At 24.6% G+C, this 26,384-nt stretch carries 24 protein-coding genes and 3 tRNA genes; 6 read left to right on the top strand and 21 right to left on the bottom strand.

What is annotated here, in order from left to right; translation table 4 throughout:
• Positions 1-49: 49 nt before the first annotated feature.
• Positions 50-478 carry a hypothetical protein gene (locus ACXX86_RS02370; RefSeq protein WP_458561058.1) on the bottom strand — a complete coding sequence of 143 codons (429 nt, stop codon included), beginning with the start codon at positions 476-478 and terminating at the stop codon, positions 50-52.
• A 37-nt stretch (positions 479-515) separates the two neighbouring features.
• On the opposite strand from ACXX86_RS02370, the gene ACXX86_RS02365 reads away from it, so the two are divergent.
• Positions 516-1,709 (top strand): hypothetical protein, encoded by a 1,194-nt coding sequence (locus ACXX86_RS02365; RefSeq protein ID WP_436358423.1) that lies wholly within the window; start codon positions 516-518, stop codon positions 1,707-1,709.
• Between the two features lie 109 nt (positions 1,710-1,818).
• Here the strand turns inward: ACXX86_RS02365 and ACXX86_RS02360 are convergent, their stop codons facing one another.
• Both ACXX86_RS02360 and ACXX86_RS02355 read right to left on the bottom strand, forming a co-directional pair.
• A complete protein-coding gene (locus ACXX86_RS02360) occupies positions 1,819-5,745 on the bottom strand; it encodes an MGA_1079 family surface serine endopeptidase (protein WP_458560579.1) in 3,927 nt (1,308 codons plus the stop codon).
• Positions 5,746-5,972: 227 nt separating this feature from the next.
• A complete protein-coding gene (locus ACXX86_RS02355; protein WP_458561057.1) occupies positions 5,973-6,809 on the bottom strand; it encodes a hypothetical protein in 837 nt (278 codons plus the stop codon).
• Between the two features lie 90 nt (positions 6,810-6,899).
• On the opposite strand from ACXX86_RS02355, the gene pheS reads away from it, so the two are divergent.
• Complete coding sequence (gene pheS / locus ACXX86_RS02350) at positions 6,900-7,847, top strand: phenylalanine--tRNA ligase subunit alpha (RefSeq protein ID WP_436358425.1); 948 nt, start codon at positions 6,900-6,902, stop codon at positions 7,845-7,847.
• Positions 7,847-10,006: a phenylalanine--tRNA ligase subunit beta gene (locus ACXX86_RS02345; protein WP_458561056.1), complete on the top strand. Its 2,160-nt coding sequence runs from the start codon at positions 7,847-7,849 to the stop codon at positions 10,004-10,006. Before pheS ends, ACXX86_RS02345 begins: the two co-directional genes overlap by 1 nt.
• A 47-nt stretch (positions 10,007-10,053) precedes the next feature.
• Here the strand turns inward: ACXX86_RS02345 and ACXX86_RS02340 are convergent, their stop codons facing one another.
• Genes ACXX86_RS02340 through ACXX86_RS02305 form a run of 8 tightly spaced genes read right to left on the bottom strand, consistent with a single transcriptional unit; the run spans position 10,054 to position 16,502 of the window.
• Positions 10,054-11,994, bottom strand: a complete 1,941-nt coding sequence (locus ACXX86_RS02340; protein WP_458561055.1) for a transketolase-like TK C-terminal-containing protein — start codon at positions 11,992-11,994, stop codon at positions 10,054-10,056.
• Complete coding sequence (locus tag ACXX86_RS02335; protein WP_436358428.1) at positions 11,987-13,516, bottom strand: PTS ascorbate transporter subunit IIC; 1,530 nt, start codon at positions 13,514-13,516, stop codon at positions 11,987-11,989. The genes ACXX86_RS02340 and ACXX86_RS02335 overlap by 8 nt, the downstream gene beginning before the upstream one ends.
• An 18-nt stretch (positions 13,517-13,534) precedes the next feature.
• Entirely contained in the window at positions 13,535-13,807 is a 273-nt protein-coding gene (locus ACXX86_RS02330) for a PTS sugar transporter subunit IIB (RefSeq protein ID WP_436358429.1), read from the bottom strand.
• On the bottom strand, positions 13,807-14,253 hold the full coding sequence (locus ACXX86_RS02325; RefSeq protein WP_458557528.1) for a PTS sugar transporter subunit IIA: 447 nt from the start codon (positions 14,251-14,253) through the stop codon (positions 13,807-13,809). Before ACXX86_RS02325 ends, ACXX86_RS02330 begins: the two co-directional genes overlap by 1 nt.
• 13 nt (positions 14,254-14,266) lie before the next feature.
• Positions 14,267-14,569 (bottom strand): hypothetical protein, encoded by a 303-nt coding sequence (locus tag ACXX86_RS02320; RefSeq protein ID WP_458561054.1) that lies wholly within the window; start codon positions 14,567-14,569, stop codon positions 14,267-14,269.
• The gene (locus ACXX86_RS02315) at positions 14,562-15,233 is read right to left on the bottom strand and encodes a hypothetical protein (protein WP_436358432.1); all 672 of its coding nucleotides are present in this window, start codon (positions 15,231-15,233) and stop codon (positions 14,562-14,564) included. Before ACXX86_RS02315 ends, ACXX86_RS02320 begins: the two co-directional genes overlap by 8 nt.
• Complete coding sequence (locus ACXX86_RS02310; protein ID WP_436358433.1) at positions 15,233-15,865, bottom strand: hypothetical protein; 633 nt, start codon at positions 15,863-15,865, stop codon at positions 15,233-15,235. Before ACXX86_RS02310 ends, ACXX86_RS02315 begins: the two co-directional genes overlap by 1 nt.
• Positions 15,855-16,502 carry a hypothetical protein gene (locus ACXX86_RS02305; RefSeq protein ID WP_458560574.1) on the bottom strand — a complete coding sequence of 216 codons (648 nt, stop codon included), beginning with the start codon at positions 16,500-16,502 and terminating at the stop codon, positions 15,855-15,857. The genes ACXX86_RS02310 and ACXX86_RS02305 overlap by 11 nt, the downstream gene beginning before the upstream one ends.
• Before the next feature lie 109 nt (positions 16,503-16,611).
• On the opposite strand from ACXX86_RS02305, the gene ACXX86_RS02300 reads away from it, so the two are divergent.
• Positions 16,612-17,454: a MurR/RpiR family transcriptional regulator gene (locus ACXX86_RS02300; RefSeq protein ID WP_436358435.1), complete on the top strand. Its 843-nt coding sequence runs from the start codon at positions 16,612-16,614 to the stop codon at positions 17,452-17,454.
• A 30-nt stretch (positions 17,455-17,484) separates the two neighbouring features.
• Here the strand turns inward: ACXX86_RS02300 and ACXX86_RS02295 are convergent, their stop codons facing one another.
• The 4 genes from ACXX86_RS02295 to efp form a co-directional block, all read right to left on the bottom strand.
• Positions 17,485-18,075 carry a hypothetical protein gene (locus ACXX86_RS02295; RefSeq protein ID WP_458559473.1) on the bottom strand — a complete coding sequence of 197 codons (591 nt, stop codon included), beginning with the start codon at positions 18,073-18,075 and terminating at the stop codon, positions 17,485-17,487.
• 309 nt (positions 18,076-18,384) lie between these two features.
• Complete coding sequence (locus tag ACXX86_RS02290; protein WP_458561053.1) at positions 18,385-20,241, bottom strand: transketolase; 1,857 nt, start codon at positions 20,239-20,241, stop codon at positions 18,385-18,387.
• Between the two features lie 15 nt (positions 20,242-20,256).
• Positions 20,257-20,571: an MMB_0454 family protein gene (locus tag ACXX86_RS02285; RefSeq protein WP_436358441.1), complete on the bottom strand. Its 315-nt coding sequence runs from the start codon at positions 20,569-20,571 to the stop codon at positions 20,257-20,259.
• A 2-nt stretch (positions 20,572-20,573) separates the two neighbouring features.
• Entirely contained in the window at positions 20,574-21,137 is a 564-nt protein-coding gene (gene efp / locus ACXX86_RS02280; RefSeq protein WP_436358442.1) for an elongation factor P, read from the bottom strand.
• A gap of 66 nt (positions 21,138-21,203) precedes the next feature.
• Between efp and ACXX86_RS02275 the strand changes: the two genes are divergently transcribed.
• Together ACXX86_RS02275 and ACXX86_RS02270 are read left to right on the top strand one after the other, a co-directional pair.
• Complete coding sequence (locus tag ACXX86_RS02275) at positions 21,204-21,536, top strand: hypothetical protein (protein ID WP_458557522.1); 333 nt, start codon at positions 21,204-21,206, stop codon at positions 21,534-21,536.
• A gap of 103 nt (positions 21,537-21,639) precedes the next feature.
• The gene (locus tag ACXX86_RS02270; RefSeq protein ID WP_458560670.1) at positions 21,640-21,930 is read left to right on the top strand and encodes a YneF family protein; all 291 of its coding nucleotides are present in this window, start codon (positions 21,640-21,642) and stop codon (positions 21,928-21,930) included.
• 119 nt (positions 21,931-22,049) lie between these two features.
• Here the strand turns inward: ACXX86_RS02270 and ACXX86_RS02265 are convergent.
• The 6 genes from ACXX86_RS02265 to dcm form a co-directional block, all read right to left on the bottom strand.
• Positions 22,050-22,125: transfer RNA gene (locus ACXX86_RS02265), tRNA-Lys, on the bottom strand.
• A 2-nt stretch (positions 22,126-22,127) separates the two neighbouring features.
• Positions 22,128-22,214: transfer RNA gene (locus ACXX86_RS02260), tRNA-Leu, on the bottom strand.
• Positions 22,215-22,445: 231 nt separating this feature from the next.
• Positions 22,446-22,943, bottom strand: coding sequence for a redoxin domain-containing protein (locus ACXX86_RS02255; RefSeq protein WP_458561052.1), 498 nt, complete (start codon positions 22,941-22,943; stop codon positions 22,446-22,448).
• Positions 22,927-24,330: a hypothetical protein gene (locus tag ACXX86_RS02250; RefSeq protein WP_458559475.1), complete on the bottom strand. Its 1,404-nt coding sequence runs from the start codon at positions 24,328-24,330 to the stop codon at positions 22,927-22,929. Before ACXX86_RS02250 ends, ACXX86_RS02255 begins: the two co-directional genes overlap by 17 nt.
• Positions 24,331-24,356: 26 nt before the next feature.
• Positions 24,357-24,430 (bottom strand) — tRNA-Trp (locus ACXX86_RS02245).
• 6 nt (positions 24,431-24,436) lie between these two features.
• Positions 24,437-26,212 (bottom strand): DNA (cytosine-5-)-methyltransferase, encoded by a 1,776-nt coding sequence (gene dcm / locus ACXX86_RS02240; RefSeq protein WP_458561051.1) that lies wholly within the window; start codon positions 26,210-26,212, stop codon positions 24,437-24,439.
• Between the last annotated feature and the right edge of the window lie 172 nt (positions 26,213-26,384).

The following is a 26,384-nucleotide window of genomic DNA, read 5'->3' as shown; positions in this document are numbered from 1 at the left end:
ATCTCTTACTAAAAAGTAAGCAAGAGAAATTTACACAAAATATCTTACACTACCTAGGTAAAACTATATTTTTTTGACTAAAATTTATTTCTTCAATTAATATTTCTTCGGATTTTTGATATTGAATTTTCTTTTCTTCAAAATAAAAGTTATATTTTTTTATTTTTTCAATTAATTTGTTAATATCGATTGTACTAATCATTTTATTTTCTATTAATTCTTTTAATATTCATGATAATTCAAAAAGATTTTTCTTTTTATTTTTGTAATTTACAAATTCAAATTCTTTGTTTTGTTCAGCATCTTTATCATAACTAATTTGTCACTCAAGAAAACAATTATCTTGAAAAAAATCTTTTGTTGTAGCAAATGTCTTAGGAAAATCTATTTCACTTTCTTTGATTTTTCAACGAAATTTTCCTTTATTTTTGGAAGAAAAAAATAATTCTAAAATTCCACTATTATTTTTAATTTTCATAATTAAATTATATTACATAATGTGATAAAATAAAGTAATGAAGCAAATTAATCTTGAAAAAAATATACACTTAGTTGAAAAACAAAAAATTCAACTCGGAAGTTATTATAGTCCTAAAAAAATAGTTCAAATAGCTAAAAAATGGGTTATGGATGAAATTAAAAATAATCCATTTGACCACATTTTGGATTTAGGTGTAGGTTATGGTTCTTTCATTAATGACTTTCTAGATTTAGAAAGCAATTTTATTGCAACTGATATTGATGAATTCAGTGTTAATTTTATAAAAGAAAATTTCCCTAATATTTCCATTTATAAAGAAAATTCGCTTATAAAAGTAAATAGAAGAAAATATAAAATAGAAGAGAATGAAAAAATTCTTATAATTGGGAATCCACCATATAATGACACTTTAAGTCAATACCAAAAAAATAAAAAAGGTTCTTTTGAAATGGATGAAAATCTTGTTTCAAATGATTTAGGTTTATCATTTTTAAAAATGTATAATGAACTTAAAGCAGATTTAATTTGTGTAATTCACCCACTTTCTTTTCTTATAAAAAAACAAAATTTTAATAAATTAAAATCTTTTTTTCAAAACTATAAACTTGAAAAATCTATGATTTTTTCAAGCAAAGAATTTGAACAACTAAAAAATAAAAAAACTAATGAATTTCCTTTAATTTTATCTTTATATAAAAGACAAAACAATATCGAAACAAATTATGAAGATATCTTAAAATTCAAATTTGATATTTTTAATCATCAAGATTTTTTTATCTTAAATAATTTCAATACAATTGATTCAAAAATACATAAATATCCTTTTAAAACTGAAGAAAAAGACATTTTATATTTTTATACATTAAGAGACATAAACTCATTAATTAGAAATAAAACCTTTTTAAGTAAAAAAATAAACAATGCAATAGCAGTTTCTATAGAAAATTTATATAAATACTGCTGATTAGATTTTTGTAAAAATAATTATTCTAATTTGAAAAATAAATTTTTATACTCTAATCTTAGTCCTTTATATACAGAAATGATTGAAAATGATTCAATAAAAAAAATGTTAGTTTCTTGAAGTTTATTAAATAATCAAACATTTAAAGAATTTGTTCAAAATAATAATTTAGAAGATAAAATTAAAAAATTTTATAATATCAATAATTTAGAAATTAATTTTAAAAAATTAGATAAGATATTTAAATCTACTTTAACTTTGTAAGATTTATTTTCTTTTAATAGACTGTAAATATTAAGAAAAGTCATTAGACTTAACAAAACAAGTCTTCCTTTTATAAAGTTTGATATATTATTAACTATTAATTAATTTGCTATTTAATTTCTTTTCAAAACCAAGGTAATGAGAAATCATTTGGATTTTTAGCATTTGCTCTAATGATTTGAGCGCCAAAAGAACCAGTATTTTTTAAATTTAATGGATTTTCATTATTTCAATTAATTCCAAAAAAGTTATATTCATCAGTGTCATATCTAAAAATTTCTGAAGTTCCCCCGCCATTTCCTGATGTTCACAAACCAACTAAGCTATTTTTATCAACAAACATCCCAGAACCAGAGTTACCTGAACCAAAATATAAAGGTGAAAAATTTGATGACTGTGCAAAAATTACACTATTTTTTCTTAAATCAGGACGGTGATTTATATAACCAGTTTTAGATCCTCAATAAGGGAAACCTAAATGTGCCATATCTGTTATATTTGGTACAAAAATTTCTGCTGTTTTATAGTCAACATCCAATTTAACATTTTCTAATGTTTGTAAATTTTGAAAATGTTTAACAATACCCATTCTACCTTCTCGTTTTGCTTCTTTAACATAATCTCCTCAATCAATAATTGAAACAGCAGCATCATAATTTCCTTTTTGTTTGCTATCTTTAGAAATTTGATTTCTTTCTCCTGTTCCTACCCATAAAATTTTGGTAGGAATTTGACCAAAACCTACTTCATTTCGTGTTGAAGGATAACCAAAACCATCATTTATATCATTTCTATATTTATCACTTTCAATAAAAATATTTCTATGACTTTTTGGTGTATATGGTAAGTTTTCTCCCGAAATTTTAGAAAGTTTATCAACTTCTTTTTCAACATGGTGATTAGTTAAAACATAAAATCTATGATCATTAATGTCATAATTAACTTTAGCTATTATTGTTGCAGAACCATTTCAAAGAGTATGGTTAATATTGGGAACATATTTAATTGCTCTTGATTTTACTGTATTTACAAGTTCTCAATTATGTCACTCACTTCTAATTCACTCTCTATCTGGTTTATATCCTTCATGAATTTTATAAATCACATTTTGATTTGGATTATAAACACTATAATCTGAATCAACATTTTCGTCATTATAATGTAAGATTGGTTGTTGTTGTAAATCGTAATTTACATGTTCATAATTATATTGATTAGTTTTGTAATCACTAAAATGTTCATTTTGCTTACTATTTGTATATTTCATTACAATTTTTGCTGGTGCAAAATTTAAAATAAAAGCTCTTGATGGAGAAAAATTAACATCATTTGGTTGGGTATAAGTTGTATCGATAATAATTTTATATTCAGGGTTTTTTAGTTTTAAAGTAAAGTAAATTCCCGTATTTTCGTCATATTTGGCACTTAAAATGTATTCAACTGGAGGAACTTGAATTCAAGTGTTTCCTTTTGTAAATTTATAACCACCAACAATACCTTCTTTGATAACTAGTTTACCTGTTATTAACTCTTCAAAATCAAAATCAAACTTAGGAACTTTAGATTCATTTCTTACTCTATCATCTTTATCGTTATCAACTGATAAAACATTTCCAAATAAAGTTAATTTAAAACTTCGGTTTTTAGTTCCTGATGCAAGAAAAGTTTTTTCAATGTACTGTTTTTTTAGCACTCAAGATGCAACATTGGTTTTAGGATCTAAAGTTCAAATTAAGTCTTTTCAAAAAGGTTCAAGTTCCCTTTCTCTTTCAATTTCATTTTTTGAATAAAAGACTGTATTTAGTTTGTTATTATCAAATGTAAGTTTATTAATTCCTTCATTGGTGGAAATCTTTTTAAATCCGCTAATTTTATATCAAACATCACTTTTAATAACTGAATCATCTTTTTTGTAAAAAGCAAATCTAACAAATGCAAAATCATCATTTGCATTTTGAATTTCTGAAATTTTAAAACGATTTTTAGGTAAAGAAAAATTATTATATTCTATTTCATCACCAGGATAGTTTAAAGTAATAATTCTATTTAATTCATCCAAATTATTTCTGTAGTAAGTTACATCGTGTTCTTTTAATTGCCCTTTATCAACGTTAATATCTGATAAAGTTATTTTATTTAAAATAACTGCAGGATAAAGTTCTTGTTGATAATCATTTACAACATTATCTAACACATATTCCTGTTCATTAGTAAATCTTTTGTTATTATCTAAAATATTAATAAATCCAATTTTAAATGATAATGATCACTTATTTATTTGTTTTATATCATAGAAATAATAAAAGTATTTAGATAATAAATCATTTAAGTTTGCAGTACTTTTAACAATTCCACTTTTAGTAATTAATTTAGCATCTAAAGGTACAAATCAGTCATTATCATAACTTTGTCCAACTAAAGCAGAATCATCAGTTCCATTTGCTAATTTGAAAAAGTAATTCATTTTTTCTAGATGATTTTGGGAAAGAAAATCTTTTATATTAAATGCTCTATATAAGGTAATTTGCCCTTGTTTAATTGCTTTTCCTTGAACTTTTCTATATTGAAAATTAGTTTCATTAATTTTATTGATTTCTGTTTTGAAATTTTCTTCTATTTCACTGTAATTTCCTTTAAAATCGGCTGCTGTAAATTGTTTACCATTAATTGGTTTTATTGCTTCATAAGTAAAATGTCTAAAGAAATCAACTGTTTTTATATATCTTGATTTATTTTCAGGTAAAGGTACTTTTTGTCCATCTATTTTGTATCAAAAGAAAACATTTGCATCTCCACCTTTATTTTTATATTTAGCATCTTTTATATTATTATAACTTTCAACATTTTCTACATAAATTTCATATCTACCATATTTAGGTAAAATATAGGAATTTTCAATTGCTATTTTTGCATCTTTTGAATAATAGTCTGTGTGAGTTTTTCTTACACCATCTTTAAATTTAAATTCTTCTAATAAATCACCAACTGGTCCACTTAAAAGTTGTAAAATTTTGTTTTTGTTTATTTCGTCATCTTTTTCGGTGTTTTCATTTTCAAATTCTACTGCTTTTAAAGAAGTGAGATTAAAAGTTTTTATAACTTGCTTATTAAATAAAATATTTACTGTTGCTTGTAATTTATTTGTGTTATTTTCTAAACTAAAATTAGGTAGTATATCATAACTGAAGAAATTGGAAATACCCTGTTTTTTCTTTATTAAATACTTTTTATATGTTTCATTTTCAAGAAATTCTCTAAATTTAATTTTAGATAATTCAAAGTAGTTAATGTCAAAAACTTCATCTAAATTTGCAATAGATATATCATTTATGATAGGTGTAATATCTTTAGTAGAAAAATCTATTTCTTTTCTTATTATTGTATGTAAATTAGAATCAGTTTTTGCAACAGCATCTATTGTTACAACAAGAATATTTCTATTATCTTTTTTTAGTTGTAAATTGGAAATTGTGTAATCGATAAAATCTGTATCTAATGCTCCAAAATATAAATTTGCATTTTTTAAATTAATAGAACCAGAGTATAAATATTGTTTTAAATCAAACTTTTCTGTATTAGCATTTAATTGAAAATTACTTAAATTTGCATTTGCTTCTCTATCAAAAATAGTTTGCAAATCATCATTTGTTGTATCGGTTGCATTTTTTATTTCATTTAATTTTGAAATGAATTGATCTACTTTATCTATTGATTTAGTGAGATCAAAAATATCTACATCTAACAATTCATTATTTTTAATAAATGAATCAAGTTTTATTTTTTCTTTTAAAAAATTAAATTGTTTTTCTCCTGACAAAGTGTTATTTAAAATTCCATTTTCAAATTCTAAAATTAGTGTTTTTAAATTTTCTATTTTAGAAAAAAGTTGTTCTAAAGAGTTTTTAAAATCAAGAATTTCAGTTTTGAATTTTAGAGATTTTACATTATTTACTAATTCAAACTTGCTTTTTTTATTAATATTTGACTGATTTATTTCTGTTATTAAGTTAGATTTAGATAGTTGAAAATCTTCCAATTCATTATTAAATTCAATTTCTAAATATTGTTCTTTTATAATTGTATTTACTTCTTTTAATTTCTTTTTAAAAGTATTTTTTTGTTCTTCACTTAAAAAAGAACTATTATTTATTTTTATTAAAAACTCTTCTTTTTTATAAATTAAATAATCATCAAAAAGTTTATTTGAACTTATAAAAGAATTTAAGTCATTTAAAATAAGATTTATATATTTATTAACTTGGGTTAAATTCGAGAGAGAGAGAGAGAGAAGACACTTTTTTCCTGTATTTTTTCTTTATATTTGGTTGTAATTTGCTTTATTTCATTTTTTAAATTACTATCAGATTTTTCAAAGTAAAAATCTAAAAAAGAAATTGTATCCTTAATTTCGTTTATCTCTAAATCTAAGTTTTTTATTTTTTGAAAGTAATTAGAATAAGAAAAATTTACATCCATAATGTCATTTAAAAAATTTTTATCTACTAATTTTAAAAGAAAATTATTATAAAAATTTGTAGAGTTTATTTTAGTAGAAAAAATATCTAATTCATCATTTAGATTTTTATTTTGTTGATTTATGTAAACTATATCTTTATTCTTTTCTATTAATTGGTTAGTATTATCTTCAAAATTGAAATTATTTAAATTAATGTTTGAAACAATTTTCTTAATTTTGTTTTTAAATTCAATTAATTCATTTGATTTTTTTAATAAATCAGGATATTTTTTTTCTATCCTTGAGTTTAATAATGTCAAAGGTTTGCTTAAAAAAGCATTATATTCTGAAACGAATTTTTGCAAGTTTAAAGATAACTTTTCTTTTTGATATAAATTTAAATCATTATTATTGATAAATTTAAAATAAAATTTTTCTAATAGTGAATCTAATTCACTGTTTGGTTGATTATAAATAAATGATTTCAATTGATTATTTTGTTTGTTTATTTTTTCATTATTAATTTTTTTAGTAATTAAAATGGAAGTTGTTGTAATCCCTAAAGTTAGAGCAATTATAGGAACAGAAAATACCATTATTGTTTTTTTATTAATTTTCATCATACAAACCTTATTCTTAATCATTTATTTTAATAATTTTAAATATATTATAATGCAAAAAATGTTGTTAAAAACATATTTTTATATATAATTTTACATATTAGAAAGGGAAAAATGGAATTAGATAAAATAAAAAATCTCGAAGATTTAAAACAAGCTAAAAATAAAGTATTTGGACCTGAAGGTGAAATAGCAAAATTAACTAAAGAATTAAAACAAACTACTAACGATAAAAAGGCACAAATTGGAAAAAAAATAAAGGAATTAAAAGAAAAAGCTGAACTTTTTTTTCAAAAAGCTGCTGAAAATATAGAAAAACATAGAATTGAATCTAAAATTCAAAACGAATGAATTGATGTTAATGAACCTTTGGAATCAAAAAGTTCATTACACCCTATAACTTTAGTTTCTAAAAAAATAAGAGAGTGATTTTCACAAAATGGATATTTAGAATACACAGATTCAGAAATTGTTAGTGATGAATATAATTTTGAAAGACTAAATATTGCAAAAGATCATCCGGCAAGAGAAATGCAAGATTCTCTGTATATTAATCAAAATCTACTTTTAAGAACTCATAACACAGGAATAAGTGCAAAAACTTTAGAAATGTTTAAAAATCAGTCTTTTAGTCAATTTTCAATTGGAAAAGTTTATAGAAATGACGAAGATGATCAAACACATTCTCATCAATTTACACAAGTAGATTTTATTAGTGTAGGTAATGTTAATTTTCCAAATTTAATCTGAACATTAAAATCTTTTTTATCTTATGTTTTAGAAGAAGAAGTTCAAATTAGAATGAGACCATCTTATTTTCCATTCACTGAACCTTCAGTAGAAGTAGATGTTTTTTACAAAAATAAATGAATAGAAATTTTAGGTGCAGGAATGCTACATAAAAATGTGCTAAAGCAAGCAGGATATACAAATGATATGAATGGTTTTGCAGCAGGAATTGGTCTTGAAAGAATTGCAATGATAAAATACCAAATTCAGGATATTAGAGAATTTTACAAAAATGATTTAAGATTTTTAAATCAATTTAGAAAGGAAAACTAATGATTTTTTCATATAAAAAATTAAGACAATTAGCTAATCTTGATGCTAAAATTACACTTGAAAATGTTTTAGAAGCAATAAATTCCATAGGTTTTGAAGTTGAAAGTTATCAAAAATTTAATAACATTGAAGGTGTTAAATTTGGTAGAATCAAAAACATCTATAAAAATCCAAATGCTGATAAATTGAATGTTTGTGAAATCGAATTTGCTGATAAAGATAGAGTTATTCAAACTGTAGCAACAAATGTTAAGCAAAATGATTACGTAATGGCATTTGTTCCTGGTTCTACCAATGGAAAAATGATTTTTGCTGAAAAAAAATTACAAGGTATTAATTCAGAAGGGATGCTTGTTTCTTTAAATGAACTTGGTTTTGATACTAACTTAGTTTGAGACGAATTTAAAGAAGGTATTTTTACTTTTCAAAAAGTAAATTTACAGGAAAATCCTTTAGATTTGCTTGATCTTGATGATTATTTAATTGATATTAAAATTCTAAGCAATCGTTCTGATGCTAACTCTTATTTAATAATGGCAAAAGAATTAGCTGCCTTTTTCCTTTCAGAACCTCTAAATATAAATTATAAAAATCCAACATTTAATAGCAACTTTATTATAAAAAATAATGAAAACAATCTTTTAACAGGTATTGAAGCTAAAAAATATGGTAACTTTAAACTAAATATACAAGATTCATTTTTACTTTTAAAATCAGGAATTAAATTAGTTTCCCCTATAGTTGATTTAACTAATTTAACCTTGATTATGAGCGGAATGCCCACTCATGCATATAATAAAAATACTATTAAAAGTCCTTTACAACCACAAATTTTTTCTGGAAAATTTGAAGCACTTGGTAATAAAATTGTAGATTTTACAAACGCACTTGCCATTTATGATGGAAATAATCAAGCAGTTTCTCTTGCTGGAGTTATGGGAGCAGAAAAAACTTCTATAACTAAAGATACTAAAGAAATTATTTTTGAAATTGGTAATTTCTCTATTAAAGATGTAAGACATACAGCAAAGCAACTCAAAATTGATTCTAATTCCTATAAACAATCATCCAAAAAAGTTTCATTAGGTACAATGCTTTTAGGTCATCATTTTTTATCTAATTATTTAACTGAATTTTCACAAATAATCAATCTACCAAAAATAGAGCAAAAATCTATTTATTTTGATATCAATTACATTAATAGAATTGCAGGAAGTGAAATTTCAAAAACCGAAAGATTTGCAACAGTTAAAAAATCACTAGAAATTCTTAGTTTTGAGTTTAAAGGTGAACAAATTATTGTTCCTAACTATAGACATGATATTGAAGATATAGATGATATTCTTGAAGAAGTTTTAAGATTTTATGGATTTAATAATTTGATTTTAAATCAACCAAAAATTAACTCATTTTTAATTAATAGACCAAATATTATTAAAGAAAAAATCTCTTCTAGTGGTTTTCAAGAAGTTTGAACTTATTCTTTAATTTCAAAAGAACGTAATGTTTTTAATCCTTTTGATTTCAAACAAAATATAACTTTAGAAACTTTCGTTTCCAAAGAAAGAGAAGAAATTAGAAACTCTTTAGCAATTTCTTTAGCAGAAGTGATTGAATATAATCAAAAAAGAAAAATCACAGATATTTCTATTTTTGAAGTAGGAATGGTTAATGAATTTAAGAATGTTTTAGCTTTAGCTTCAACTTCTTATCCTTTCAATCAATTAAAAGAAGTGATTTTAAACAATGTTTCAGAAAATTTAACTTTCAAAAGAGCAGAAGATATTAATAATTTTCACACAGGAACAACCGCTTTAATATACCACAACAACACTCTTGTAGGGTGAATTGGAAAAATTTCTCCATATCTAAATATCAGTGATGCTTTGTTTGCTGAAATCAATTTAGATGCTATTGAAAAAGAGAAAGTAATATTTAAAGAGTATGATAATTCACCATTAAAATCAAGAGACATTACCTTTTCATTAACTAAAAGAGAAAGTATAGAAAACGTCATAAATGAACTATATGCTTTATATCAAAATATTTTTTCAATAAAAATTAAAGATAAATTTGAAACTGAGATAGAAGTAAAAATTACCTTAAATATTCTTTGTGATGAAATTGGAATGAAACTAATTGATCAAAAGTACAATTAAAGAAAAAAGCACTCAATTAATGAATGCTTTTTTTGTTTTTTTCTTTATTATTTTTCTAAAAATAATTTGATTTTTTCTACTAAAAATTCTTTATTAAATCCATTTAACTCATAAACAAATTGTCCTGGTGCTGAGTGTCCAAAGTCTTTTGCTAAATGAGCATCAAATTTAGAATATTTAGAAAGTTTGTATCATAAATGATCGTTAGAAGCTTCGATTGCAAATAATGGTTGTTTAGCAAGTTCTAACTGACTTATAAGTTTTTCATCATCGAGCAATAATTGCAAGGATGGAACAGAAATTACACTTGCTTTAATATTAATTTTTTTCAATTCATTAGCTACTTGCTCAGCTAAACTCACCTCTGAACCAGAAGCAAGAAGTGTAATATTTGCACTTTCTTGTTTATCAATGAAATAAGCTGCTTTAAATTCATTTTTTTGTAAATTAAATGATTTCACTTCTTGGCGACATGTAATTATAGCACAAGGTGTTTTTTTGCTATTTAATGCATATTTAAAAGAATTTAGCATTTCATTTTCATCTGCTGGTCTAAATACTAAATAATTAGGTATAGAACGGAGCATCCCAATTTGTTCAACCGGTTGATGAGTTGGACCATCTCCTCCTACTTGATAAGAATCGTGACTAAATACAGAAATAGAAGGGATTTCCATTAGTGCACCTAATCTAAGAGCTGGTTTTGCATAGTCTGCAAAAACTAAGAAAGTTGAACCAAAAGTAGTGTATCCTGAGTGTAAATTTATTCCGTTGTTGATAGCAGTCATTGCAAATTCTCTAATTCCATATTTGATATTTCTATTAGAATCAAAACCTACTTTAGTAGCACTTCTAAGGTCTGCAGAACCACCCATAAAATCTTCATAATTTCCATCTAAATATTGCATTATTTCAGCAACATAATTTCTTGTAGCAACATTAGTTTGTTTAAATTTAAAATCTTTAAAATCAAAGGATTTTTCCCTTTTAATTAACGCTTCAAGTTCTCTTCCTAATTTTGGATATCTTGTTTTTAATTTTTCAAAATTATTAACTCATCTTGTGTAAGCTGTTGATTTGGAAATAATCATTTGTCTTCCAAATTCATAAGCTTGCTCATTGTATTCAAAAGGTTTAGTTTCTTTTAAACCAAGTCTTTTTTTGTAACTAACAGTTGCTTCTGGACTTAAAATTCCATTGTGTCCTTTTGGAGAGTTTGCAACATCTGTTCCATAAGCGATTGTGGTAGGAACTTGAATATAAGTAGGTTTTACTGTGTCTTTAATTCTTTCTAATGCTTTTTGAATTTCAACTGGATCATTATCTCTTAAAATAATAACATTGAAATTTTGAGATTTGAAAAATAGTTCAAAATTTATGTTATTTACTTCAGAAGATGCTGAATCAATTTGCATATTGTTATAATCGTGAATGATTACAAGTTTAGATAGTTTATTTGTACCAGCAAATTGGATTGCTTCTAAAGCTACTCCTTCTTGTAAATCCCCATCTCCACAAACTACAAAAATGTTGTGGTTAAAAATATTTAAACGATCTTTATTAAATCTTTTTATTAAGTGTTTAGCACTTAGTGCCATTCCCGTTGCCATTGCAACACCTTGTCCTAATGGACCGGTAGAAGCATCGACAAATTCTAATTTATCAATTTCTGGATGTGAAGGAGTTTTAGAATTATATTCTTTATGTGCTTTAATATCATCAATGCTTAATAATCCAAGTAAATGGTAAATGGAATATAATCCCATTGAACCATGTCCTGCTGATAAAACTAAACGATCTCTATCGATTCATTTTGGATCAGAAGGACTAAATCTCATTACTTGTCCTACAAGTGCATAAAAGATTTCAGAAGCACCAAGAGCCATTCCAATATGCCCTTGTTTTGCATTATTTATTCCGTCAATAGCAACTGCACGCATTGTTGCAATAAATTCATTTGCAGTGTAGTCCAAATGTTTTTTACGCATTTTTTACTTCACCTTTATTTTTTTTGTCAAAAACAAATCTTTTAACAAGTCCATCAGTAACTAATGCTAAGTAAGTTGCAATGATTGTACCAAAAGCAACATATTTTCCTGCTTTAGGGATTAATCCTATAATTCCTGGAATGTAACCAATAAAGTAATCAGTATCTCCTCAGTTTAGTGAAATTAATGAATCTGCTTTTACTGAGTTAGATGCTTCAAGTAATTTTCCTAAAGCATTTGTGTTAGTTGGAGTTCAATTTCCAAGAACAAAGAATACAGGAATAAATGTAATAATTAATCCAACTACAAATGGACCAACTATTGCACCAATTATTCCACCTTTAACGTTTCCAAATACTCCAGAAGTTGCTCCTAAGAAGAAGTGAGGAACTAATCCTGGTAATACAACTGCAGGAATTAAACTTGCAGCTCCTAAACCAATAGTAATAGCCATTCCTACAAGTCCAGCAGCAAAAGAAGAAATAAATCCAATAATAACTGCATTAGGAGCATAAGGGAATACTACAGGACAGTCAACAGCTGCTTTAGAATTTTTAATTAATTTATCGCTAAATCCTTTATACATTGGCACTAATTCACCAATAAATAATCTAACACCAGCTAAAACAATTTCTACTCCAGCTGTGAATGTAAATGCTTGAACTATCATTGTGATAACTCAGTTTCCATCGCTTAAAACAGCTAAAGCTTCTTTATTTGTTATTTTTCCAAGTTCAAATAAAATTCCACCTGGTAAAAATGCTGCAAGATAGAAAATAAATACTGTAATTGAAATAGAAACTAGTGTGTTTCTAAAGAAATATAGTGATTGTGGAAATTTAATTTCTTCTGTTGAAAGAACTTTTCCTTTTTTAAGTTTATAAACTGCTTCACCGATTAATCCAGATAAAGCATAACCAAATCCACCAGTGTGTCCTAAAGCGATTTCATCACTCCCAACAATTTGTCTCATGTATCTTTGTTGAACTGCTGGTGAAATAACCATATAAACTGCTAAAAGAGCAGCTCCTGCAAACATTGCTAAAACAAAGTCTGCAACACTATTTTGAAAATCAAAACCGATTACATACATTACTGCTGCTAACATTAAGGAAGTATAGTATAAAACGTGTCCTGATAAATAAACATATTTAAATCTTGAAGTTAGTGCTAATAAAATGTTTAACAACATTGCAACTAACATTATAATTGAACCTAAAGTAGCAATTTCTGGTAATGCTTTTGCTAAAGCTCCAACAAAACCATCATTATTAGGTATAATACCATTTAAACTATAAACAGCTTGGAAAACTGGTTGGAACTTGTTTAGTGAACCAACAAGAACTCCAGCTCCACCACCCATAATTAAGAAACCTACAATAACTTTAAAAGTACTTACTACAACTTGTGAACCCTTTTTTCTTAAAACAAGGGCTCCAATCATTGTAAAAATACCAACTAATAAAGCAGGTACTGCTACAAAGGCTTTTAAAAAATTAAGCATTCATAAAAGAAAAGCCATTTTAATTCCTTTCTAAAATTATATTTTTAATAATTCTTTTAATTTTTTTTCTAATTCATCTTTTGATAAAATGTTGGTTAAAACAACCATTTTTTCTTTTGGAAAATCCAATGTAGGAGCAACATCTGCACCAACAACTACATAATCAACACCATTTTTTGAAAATGATGAAATGTTAGTATGTTCAACAGATTCGTAATCTACTCCCAATTTATCTAAAACTGATTTGACATTCATTTCTAATAAAAGACTTGAACCTAAACCAGAACCACAAACACATCTAATGTTCATTATTTCACCTCGTATTTTTCTATTAAATCCAAAAACTCTTGCATATTTTTAACTTTTAAAACTTTTTGTTTAAATTCTTCATTCATAAAGTAATTTCCAAATTCTTGAATAAAACCAATGTGAGAAGTATTATCTGGTGCTGAAAGAGTTATAATAATTCTTGCACTTTTGTCTTCCTGATTATTAAATACTACTTCATCTTTTAAAATAAGTGTGGAAGTTGCAGCTTCTAAACAATGATCTCCTGCAGGACCGTGGAGCAATGCTATTCCTTTTTCTAAAACATAATAAGCTCCGTATTGTGCAGTTGAATCTAAAATTTTTTTCTCTAATTCTCATGTAGCTTTATTTTCTTTTACAAGTAGTTCTACACCTTTGTGTACAACTTCCTTTCAATCTTGACAATTATCTTGTCATTCCATCATTTTTTTGTCAAATAACTTCATTTTTCTCCTTATTTTAATTTTTTAAGAAAGCTAATAATAAAAACAAAACAACTGCAAAAATAATTACTGTAATAAATGCTCCAAATATTATTCAACCGCCTTTTGTAGAAGTTTTTGTTTCTACTTCTTTTGGAACAGGTAAACTTTTAATGTAAAAGAATTTATTTGGGTTTTTAGCAATTAATAACGATTCTTTTTCTTTTTCTTGATAAAGTTCTTCAAGTTGTTCTAATGACAATTGTGATAAATATTTTTCATCTAGTGCATATTTATAAACTAAATGTTCAATTAACTCTTGTTTAGTTTTTTTATTCATTTTTTCCCCAATTTTTAAACTTAATAGTTAATTCTTGAATGATAGTAATATAAAAAGTTAAATATTTTTCTAAAAGTGAAAATCTTTTGTATTTTAAATAACTTAAAATTAAGTTTAGATTTTGATTATGATATTTTTCAATAATATAATTTTTCGTTTGTATATATGCTATTTTAGAAATTTTATAACTAAAAACAAATTCAAATACTAATAGTAAAATAAATAAAGATAATACACAAAGTGATCAAATTCATAAATCCATAGTAAGTAAAACTCAACCTGTACTAAATAATAAAATCATTAAATATTTAAAGATAAGAGTTATTTTTTCTGTATTTTTCTTTATATTTGAACAATAAAAATTAAAGTGAAGTAAATTAACAAGTGAAAAAATATTTGAACCTAAATTCTCTTTAGAGATAAAGAACAAGGATTTTTTTATATTAATTTGAGTTTTAAATCAACTAATATTTAAACTTAAATTAAATATTTTATTGAATTTAGTACTTAAATTTTTCTGAACAATTACTGTTGGTTTTTCTACCAAATTTAAACCAATTTTTTGATATTTTATTTTTAAGTTTATTTTATAAACAAAAACAATAAAAATTTGGATTATCAAAACACAAACTAAAAGAAAAATCCCTAAAATATTAAACTTCATTATTTAGAATCTTCCTTTTTAAATAAATTGTTTTTTAAAAATATTTCACTTACCTTTTGTGGATTCATTAAAGTTTGACTTTGAGTTTCTATTTCTTTATTTAATGAATAAATATCTATAAATCTGTATTTTGTTTTATTTTCAATTAAATCACTATTAAGATTTTCATCAACAAGAATTAAAATTTCATATTTATCTTTGAATCTTTTCTCAAGTCATCTTGATGACTCATTTAATCAATAGGTTTCTCAAAGATCTTTTTTAAATGATTTATTATTTTTTTGTAAAAAAACACCTTTTTCATCAATTAAAATTTTTTCATAGTTGTCAAGTGAAACACAATCAGAAATTAAATAAATTTTTTCTTTTGTAAGAACAACTCCACTAAAAAGCGAATAACCTTTTTTAGCAAAATTATTTTTTACAAGAATATTGCTTAAAGTTAATGAATCATTTAATGAATCAAAAATCAATAGTTTTTCAAGAGTTTTTTTAGATGTGTTTCCAATTTTAGAAGAATTGAAATTGCTTTTTTTACCTTTAATTTTCTCGTATAAACGTCAAATAATGACTACTAAAAGTATAAAACCAAGAAGCGAACCTAAAACAATTACTGCTATATTAAGAATCATATTTCTCTATTCATCATTTCATAAATTTATTAGCACTATCAAAATAATATATTATGGAACCACCAACAGCTACATCTATATTATTTTGATAAAATTCATCACTATTTGTCACTCTTAAGCCACCATCTGAATAAATTTCAATCGATTTATTTATTTGTTTAATTGTATTAACTTTTGAAAATAATAAATTATTTAATTTTTGTCCAGTACCACCTATTTTATCAATAGTCATCAAAAGAATTTTTTTTGAATTTAATATTATATTTCTAAAGTCTTCTGGATTATTATTTGCTTCTAACATTATTCCAAAGCAAATATTTGGATAATTTTTAGTAGCATCTACAAAATCTTCAAGTGATATTTCATTTGCTGGCATAAAAATCGTTTTGAATCCTACTTCGATTAATTTTTCAATTAATCTTAAAGGTTTTTTCACCATTAAATGAGCATCAAAATTTATATGTTTGAATCTTTCGATTAAAAATTTTGCTTGTTCGAAAGAAAAACCAAAACTTGGAACATAAAAACTATCCATAAAATCAATATGAATATGAGTCATACCAGAATTTGAAAGTTCATCTAATATTTTAAGTGATTCAAAACTATTTATAGCACAAACACTTTGTGAATATTTCATAAAATCTCCTTTATATTATCCATAAATAATTTTATTATAAATGAAAGAAAAAAATAAATTTTTGAAAGTTTCTTTCATTTATTATTTAATATATTAAAATATTATTAATATGACTAACAATATTTTGACCAAAATTAACTCTTTAACTAACGTAGAATTAAAAATTCTTGAGTTTATAAATTTATTCCATGAAAAGGAATTTGACCTTACTCAGCAAGAATTATCACAGATAATTTATTGCTCCGAGGCTTCAATTTCACGATTTGCCAAGAAATATGGTTTTAACAATTATAGAGCACTAACTATTTTTATTAACAAAAGAATAAAAGAGTTAGATATTTTAGATATTTCTACAAAATTCTTAAAAACTGAAAAGAACTTTCTTAATATTTATAAGACTCAACAGTATGCAATTAATTCTGCTGTGCAAAAAGAAAATATCTATAAAATCAAACTTGCTACTAACTATTTAAATAAAGCAAAAAAGGTGCTATTATTTGGACTTGGTTCAAGTGGAAAAATTCTTTCTGAATTTTGTGCAAATCTAAAGAAAATAGGATTTGATGCAACTTTTGAACTGGATTTCCACACTATGTTTCCATTACTTGGAACTCTTGAAAAAGATGATGCAATCATCTGTTTGAGCAATAATTTTAGAAATAATGAAATTTATTTTGCTCTTAAAAAAGCAAAAGAATTTGGAGCAAAAACAATAGTTATTACTTCGAATATTGAAAAAATATTTTCTGAATTAATTGATATAAAAATAACTTATGCCAAAATCAATAATTTAGATAAATTAGTTCCTATTGCTTCAAAAATTTCTCACCTTGTTATTTTAGATTACTTTTTTGATTACATCACCAATTCAAATCAAAAATACAAACAAAAATTAATAAACACTAATAATGTTTTAAATTCTTGACAAGATTTTTTAAAGAAAGAAAGATAAAAAACTCATTCAAACGAATGAGTTTTATTATTAATATTTTGGTTGATCGTATTTCTTTTTGAGTTTTAATAAGATAGGAACTAATAACGTTAATATTGTTGTATAAATTGGAATTGTAATTAAACCTTTTAAAATTATTGGAGTAAGATAGAAGTAGAAATATCCACTAATTTCTCTTCCTTTATTTGTTTTAACAGCGATAAAACGATTGTAATAATTAATAAAAGCAATCGGTCCTCAAAGTCAACGGAAAATGATTATTATAATGCAAATAGTTGCGAAAATAAAGGTTAAAAGGTAATAAATTTCTTTTTTAGTCTTAAAATATTTAAAAATAAAGAAACTAAAAACTGCAATACTTACTATTGAAAAAATAGAAATAAAAGTTAATACTATTTCTTTTGTAAAAAAACTTCTTCAGTCTTTATTAATATTTTCAATTCTAACATTTTTGGTAGTATTTAAAACTTCTAAAAAGTAAATTAAAAGCATTGTAACTATTACCAAAGCAAATGAAGTGATTATAACTATAAAACTTCATTTATTTTTTAATTGGTAAATATATAACAAAGATCAAGAAACTATAGCGATAAGTGGTGGTACAATTGCATATTCAATCATTCAAGTTGCTATACTTCCAACTATTAGCAAAGTAAAAGTATCTGCAATTATTGCAAGAAAAGCACCTTTAAAAGGTCCAAAAACTAAACCTAAAATAATACTAAAAGGTATTTCAAAACTAATGTTTAATTTACTTGTAAAAATCGTTAATCTTAAAATAGAAGTAATTATTAAATAAATAGCAATTAAAATTCCACTTAAAACTATATCGGAAATTGTAATTTTAAAAATTTTTGATTTAGTAAAATACTTGGAATCAGTTGATGGTGTATTTGGTTGTAAATTTGTTGTTTTTGTAATACACCTTCTTTATTTATTTAATTTAAAGTGTTTTAAAACGTATTGTTTTACTGATTCATAATCAAGTTTTATTTTTTTATAAACTAGATCACCTGGAGCTGAATAACCAAAATCATTATGTCCAATATTGTGTCTTGCTAATTTAGCTCATCCAAAAGTAGAAGCCGCTTCAATAGAAATAGTGTTCATAGGGTTTCAAAGCACTTTATTATCTCAGTTAGATGCTGAAATAACGTTTAAATCAAATTCTTTACCAATTTTTAGTGCTGTTGCTAGTTCACTTCCTGTTGCAACTAAAGCGTATTTAGAATTTGTTTTATTCACAAAGTAACTTCCTTGTTTAAATAAGTCTTTATTTGTTGAAGCAAGTGAAGTAATGTTTTGTCTTGTTAGAACTATAACGTGTGGTTTATTTACTGAATTAATTGCTAATTCATATGAAGCAATTACTTCTTTTTCATCAGCAGGTCTTAAAACTTTAATTCCAGGCAATGATCTAAGCATAGCTAATTGTTCAATTGGTTGGTGAGTTGGTCCATCTTCCCCAACAAACACTGAATCGTGTGTAAATACATAAGTTACAGGCAATTTCATTAGTGCTGAAAGTCTCATTGCTGGTTTTACATAATCTGAAAATACAAAGAATGTTGAAATAAAAGGTTTTAGAACTGAGTGAAGTGCAAGTCCGTTTGCAATTGTTCCCATTGCAAATTCTCTAACTCCAAATAATAAGTTTCTTCCTTGTCTGTTTTCAACTGAAAATACTCCATCAGCTCCACCAGCTTTAGTAGAAGCAACTAAGTCTGCTGATCCACCAATTCAGTGTTGTGTATTTTCGTTTAAATATTTAATAACAGCACCTGAAGAATTTCTAGTAGCATCATTTTCTTTTAATGTTAAATTAATAGAAATTTCTTTATTAGCATTTTCTAAATAATTTTTTAATTCTTCTGATTCTGTAAAAGAATTTTGTGCATTTTCTCCACGTTTAAACAGAGTTTCTCTGTAATATTGTTCAACTTCTTGTGGTAATTCAAAATCATCCATTGTTCAGTTTAATTTGGTTTTTAGGTTTTCAAAGTCTTTACCAAGTGGAGCACCGTGCACATCGCTTGTTCCTTGTTTTGTTGCACCTTCACCAATGATTGTTTTTACTTCTATAAATGAAGGTTTTTTAGATGATTTTGCTTTTTCAATTGCTTTAGAAATTTTTTCTACATCATTTTTTACTTGTTGGTAGAAAAATCCAAGTGATTCCATTTTTAGTCTTAAATCATCTGCATTTACTGCTTCAACTTTTGTATCAAGTTGCACATCATTTGAATCGTGTAAAATAATTAATTTGTTTAATTCTCATTTTCCTGCAAGAGATAAAGCTTCATTAGCAACTCCTTCTTGAAGGTCTCCATCACCACATAAAACATATGTATAGTGGTTAATTTCAGAAAATTTAGAATTTAAATGACTTTCTGCAAGTGCAAGTCCTACTCCCATTCCAATTCCTTGACCAAGTGGTCCAGTTGTTGCTTCAACTCCTATTGTATGTCCAAATTCTGGGTGACCTGGTGTTAAAGAATCCATTTGTCTAAAGTTCATTAAATCTTCTTTTTTAATTAATCCTAAAACTCTTAATTGAGCATATAATAATGCTGAACCGTGTCCTGCTGATAAGATAAATCTATCTCTATTAATTCATTCTGGAGACATTGGGTTAAAAACTAAATGTCTTGAAAATAAAGTGTGCATAATTGTTGCAGCACCTAAAACAATCCCTGGGTGACCTGAATTTGCTTTATTTATTGCTGCTGTTCCATTAATTTTTAAAGTATTAATGGAAAGTTGATCTAAATTTTTATTGTAGTTCATTTTTATCCTTTAATTTTATTTTTTATTTATTTTTCCTTTATAAAACAATGAAATATTTTCAGCATCTATCCCTATAAGTAACTTAATTGATTCTCTTAAAGAGTTAATTAAGTTATTGATAATATCGCTAAATTCATGTTTGTTTTCATAAATGTAAAATTGAGCTTCTATACTAATATTGGTATTGGAATTGTTAAATTTTATCTTAACATCACCATCTAGTTTTACAAAATCAGTTTTAGAAAATACAGATTTTACTGTTTGTAAAAATGATTGTTCATAAACAGTATAAATTTGATTAAGACCGTAATTAACAATAACATAATTCATATTTATTTACCAGCTCTTCCAACGTATTTTCCTGTTTCACTTGAAACAATAATAATTTCACCTTCTTTAATAAACATAGGTGTTTCAACTTCAAAACCTGTTTCCACAATAACTTTTTTTTGTGGGTTTGTTGTAGTATTTCCTTTAACAGCTTCTGGAGCTTCAATTACTTTTAATTCAATATTGATAGGTAATTCAATATCTAAAATTTCTTGTTCGAATTTTCTAACAATAACTTTTAATCCGTCTTTTAAAAAGTTTAATTCTCATTGAAGTTTAGAAACATCAATTCCAATTTGTTCATAGGTTTCTTCATCCATTAAAATAATTTCGTTTCCGTCGTTATATAGATAATTCATACCTGTTTTTTCTATATGAGCTTTTTCAACTTTATCTCCACCTGTGTAGGATTTAATTGTTGTAGCTCCTGTTCTTAAGTTTTTTACTTTTGCTTTAACTGTTGCTTGACCTCTACCTTGTTTTGAGTGTTGGGACTCTAAAACAATAAAAAGTTCACCATCTTCTTGATAAGTTATCCCTGGTTTAAAATCATTAACATTAAACATTATTCCTCCTAATTAAATATTATTTTAATTATAATATATTTTTAAAAAGTTTTATAATTTAATATTATGAATCAAATAGGATCACTAGAAAATAAAAAATTAGATGGTTTACCTTTATGAGCAACCATTTTATTTGGATCTCTTTTTATTGTTCTTGGAATTATTTTATTTTTTTATTATCCAAGAACAAAAAGAAAAGCACAAGAGTACAAAGAAAAGCAATTAATTAAATATAAAGAAAAAAACAACCAAAAGAGTGTAAAAAACATTGACTATGAAAGCACTGGAATGTATTTACCAGTTTGAGAAAAAATAAAATTAGTTAGTCCTTTATTTTTTGGTCTTGTTTTTTGTATTATAGGAATTTCCTGAATTATTGGAGGAACTATTGTTTTATAAAACAAAAAAATAATATAATAATAATTAATAAAATTAATAGTTTTCACCTAAAATTATTAATTGATTGGTATAATATAAGGAGAAAAATCATAGGAGGAAATTTATGTTAAAAATTTTTAATGAAGCAACTAATGTAAAAGTTGTGGAAACAGCTGGGGGAGTAGGTCTTGGTGGTTGAATAGGTATTGTTATTGCTGTTGCAGTAATTTTATTTATTGTTGGTGGTATCATCGGAGTTTTAGTATCTAAGAAAATGTTTGAAAAACAAATAAAAGAAAATCCTCCAATTACTGAAAAAATGATTAGAGCTATGTTCCTACAAATGGGAAGAAAAGCTTCTGAAACACAAATTAAAGCTGTTATGCGTTCAATGAAAAATGCTAAAAATAACTAACTTAGGAAACTAAGTTTTTTCTTTCGCTTTTTTGAAAACATCTATTTTTCCTTTATTTTAATAAATTAAAAAATAAAAAAATACCTATAAAGGTATTTTCTTTGGACAATATATTGAAATGGTACGCCCTAGAGGATTCGAACCTCTGACCCAATGGTTAAAAGCCATTTGCTCTACCTGCTGAGCTAAGGGCGCACTGGTGCTCGAAACTGGACTTGAACCAGCACGGTGTTGCCACCGAGGGATTTTAAGTCCCTTGCGTCTACCTATTCCGCCACTCGAGCTTGTCTCGTATTAACATACTTTTATAATTATACTATTTTTTTTAAAAAAACCAAATTTTTTTGAGATTTTTTTAAAATTTTTTATTTGATATTATTTATTATTTAGTAATTATCATAAAAGTATATAAATTATAATAAAAATTTTAAATATTTTAAGAAAAAAGTGAAATTTTTACAATGATAGCAGAAAATAAAAACCGCTTGGTGCAGTTTAAAGTTAATATTTTGAATTTAAATATTTTCGTTGATAATTTCTCTAATTTTTTCAAAATTTATTTGTTCATGTACATCTGTGTTGTATGAAAAATCTATAACTTTATTTTGATTGTTTATCACTATATAACCACGATTTAGTAAAAATACTTGATCAATTAAAAATCCGTATTTTAGTCCAAATTCTCTATGTTTGTAGTCTGAATAGATTTCAATATTAGGTAATAAATTTACTGATTTTCACTCAGCAATAGCACTTGGTAAATCAAGTGAAATAGAGATAAATCTTACTTCTTTAAATTCTGATGCTAATTTAGAAATTTCTTTTGTTTGTTCATCACAAACTCTAGTGTTTAAAGAAGGAAAAATAGAGATAATTGTTAATTTATCAAAATTTTTGATTTCTACATCTTCAAACATTGTGTTAGTTGCTTTAAAAGAAATTACATCTCCTTTTTCAAGGGATTTTCCATTATTTAATAATCTATATTCTTTTTGTTTAAATTTTGTTGTCATTTTTAATCCTTTTTATTAATTTGTGCATAAAATAATTATATTTTACATTTTTTTTGGATTCATACATAATTTTTGCATTACAAAAAGAAAAATTATAAAAAAATCAAATTTTTTCACTCATTTTATTTTCAAAATAACAATAAAATGTTTGCATAGAATCATTTTGATGTTCAAAAATCAGTTTATATCCTTTTTCAAAGAAAATATTTTTTGTTTTTTCTAGATTAATTTTACTTGTTAAGGAATTAAATTCTAATTCATTGTATTTATAAATTTTCTTTAAAAAGTCACGTATTTTTTCAAAATTTAAATTTTGTGTTTTGCAATAATTTAGAAAATTTAAAAACAAAATAAGGTTTTTAAAAGGATTGTCAAAAACTAAAGAAGTTTTTTGTTCTATAGTAATATTCATTTTAGAATCCAAATTGACATTAATTAAGTTACTACCCTCTTTATTTAAAAGTCTCTGTTTAATTACTTCTAAATCTATTATTTTAAATAATTCATTATTCATTAAAATTTTGGTAGTATTTAATTCAGTATTTAAAAAATGACATATAGTAATAAATAGTTCAATATCACTTATTTTTATATATTTATTTTTATTTTTAACATAAAAAATAATGTTATTAAAGTCATTTTCATAATCTATTAAAACATCAGATTTTTTAAATAAATTAAAGTAAAGTTTATTAATCATTTTACTTTTAATTATGCTAAAAGGAGAATAATTAAATTTTAAATCCATTTTTCCAACTATCTTTTGTTGTAATAATTTAATGTCATTATTTTTATTTAAAAAACCTATATTAAGAATTTTAGAATCATTTTTTCGTAGCATAAAATCATTAATTAAAGTGGTTGCAAAATTTTCAACAATATTGTCAATTTTCAAAATTGAAAAACTATTATTTTTTTGAATGTTCTCAAATTCTAAATTTGTTTCATATTCAAAATAAAATTTCATTTTTTCAATTTCCTCTTTGCTCAAAAACTGCATATTTCCTTTATAAAAGCTAATACTTATTTCTTTGCTTAAAGGATTTTCACTAATATAAATAGAATAATCAAAACCTACTTTTCTAGAAGCAAAAGCAAACAAAGGAAAAAAAATAGAATCTTTTTTTCTTAATGTTGTAATTTGATTAGTATCTTTAAATTCAAATAAAGAAATAAAAATTTCACTAATTTTATCTGCTTTTTCGCTATTTTGATTTGCAATAAAAATTTTTTGTTTTTTATTTTCTTGAAAAATTAATTTTTCAAAAGCATAAATCAGTTTTTTAGCTCCATTTAAATCTAAAAATTCAAAGAAATTTGTACTTGATAAATTAAATTTGGACGTATTTTTTATTAAATAATTAAATATGTTTTTTTCTTTTTCCATTTTACTCCATTTGGTGTTTTTACATATGGCGGAGGTTAAAGGAATCGAACCCTTACCAATGGGTTTGGAATCCATTGTACTGCCATTATACTAAACCTCCATAAAATTATTTTATGTTTATTTTTTCAATTCTTTCTTTTGTTATTTTAAAATATTTTTCATCTTTTTCTATTCCAATAAAATTTCTTTTTAATTTTAGTGCAGCAACCCCTGTAGTTCCACTACCCATAAAAGGATCTAAAATTAAATCTCCTTCATTTGTATGAATTTTGATAATTTCTTCCATTAATTTTAAACTTTTTTGAGTAGGATGATCAACTTTCTCTTTCCCTGATACAATAGGGAACTCAAAAAGCGATCTTAAATATGGTTTTTCTTTTGGTTTATTAAATATTCATTTTGCTTTTTGTTTAACACCTCAAATTGCAAATTCCATATCTTGAACATATCTTCTATTTATATTTCTTGGCATTGGATTGCTTTTTTGTCAAACTAAAACATCTTTAACTTCTATTTTACTATTTTCTAGTTCTTTTATTATAAAACTCATATATTTATAAGAACAAAAAATAATTATCGAACCGTTATTATCTAAAAGTTGGACATACTTTGGAATTCAACTAAATAAATCAAAATTTTGATCTCATTGTCCAAACAAAATTCCTTTTCTTGGCGAATTTAGAGTTGAAAAATTATTTTCTTTTGAAATATTATAAGGTGGATCACAAATAATATGATCTACCATAATTTTATTTTCAATAAGATCATCAACTATTTTATAAGCATCACCATTATATAATTTATAATTGTTTTCTTTTTCTTTTTGATTATACGAATTTGCGATTTGTGTTGCTATAGCTTTTGCTAAAAATGGTGGAACAGCATTTCCTATTTGTCTGCAAATACTAGTTTTTGGTCCTAAAAAAACAAAACTATCGTGAAAACTTTGTAATCTTGCTGCTTCTCTTGGTGTAATAGAACGATTCAAAACAGGATGAGAATTTTTTCCATTAGAAGGAGTATCAAATCTAGTATCAATTGTAGGACTAAATTCATTTCATTTTAATCTTGATCAAGTTGTATTGAATCTTTGTTTTCCTCATAGTTCTTTAGGTAAATGATTTTTATTCCCTTCTGCTGGTATCATTTTTAACTTTTCTAAAGCAATTTGTGAATGATTTGTTGCTTGATGATTAAATAATTTATCCCCTCTTAACATCTGTTGATATTCACTTTGAGACTTGAATAAATATTTACTTTCAAAAGAACCTTCTGAAGATTCTAAATAATTTAAATCAGAAATAGCGTCTTTAACAGTAACTATTTTTTCTGTATTTTTAATAGGCAAATTAATGTTTTTAGATAAAGAACCAATAATAATTGCTCTTTCTCTTTTTTGCGGTACTCCAAAGTCTTTAGCATTTAAAATTCCATAATTAATTTGATAACCAAGATTAGTAAATTTGTCATATATTTGCTTAATGAAATAACCATCTAATGTATTTAAAAGGTTTTTAACATTTTCAATAACAAAAACTTCTGGTTTTAATTCTTTGACTAAATTATAATATTCTAAAAATAAAAAATTCCTTGGATCATCTAAACCTTTAAGTTTTCCTTTTAAACTAAAACCTTGACAAGGTGGTCCACCTATTATCATATTTATTTTTTCTTGTTTAGCAGTTTCAATAATTTGCGACTTTACTTCTTTTGAAGTTAAATCACCACAAATTATTTTAGTGTTAGGAAAGTTAAATTTAAAGGTTTTTAAGGCATTTTGATCAAAATCTACAGCAATACTAGTTTTAAAATCTTTATGTTGTTCAAAACCTGATGAAAAACCACCAGCACCTGAAAATAAATCTAAAATTTTAAATTCCATCCCTCTCCTTCTACGTTGCTACCATTAAATTATAAACATTTTTTTGCTTTTTTTAATAAAAATTTTTTCATTAAAAAGTTTATTATTTAAGTATTTAAATAATAAAAAAACTCCTAATCAGGAGCGAATAGTTCTTTCAAAACTGAATAGCAAATTACTTCTCAAATTAAAT

The sequence above is a fragment of the Mycoplasma sp. CB776 genome, from assembly GCF_054343395.1.
The sequence above is the reverse complement of the archived record's forward strand: the minus strand, read 5'-3'. Positions and strand labels throughout refer to the sequence as shown.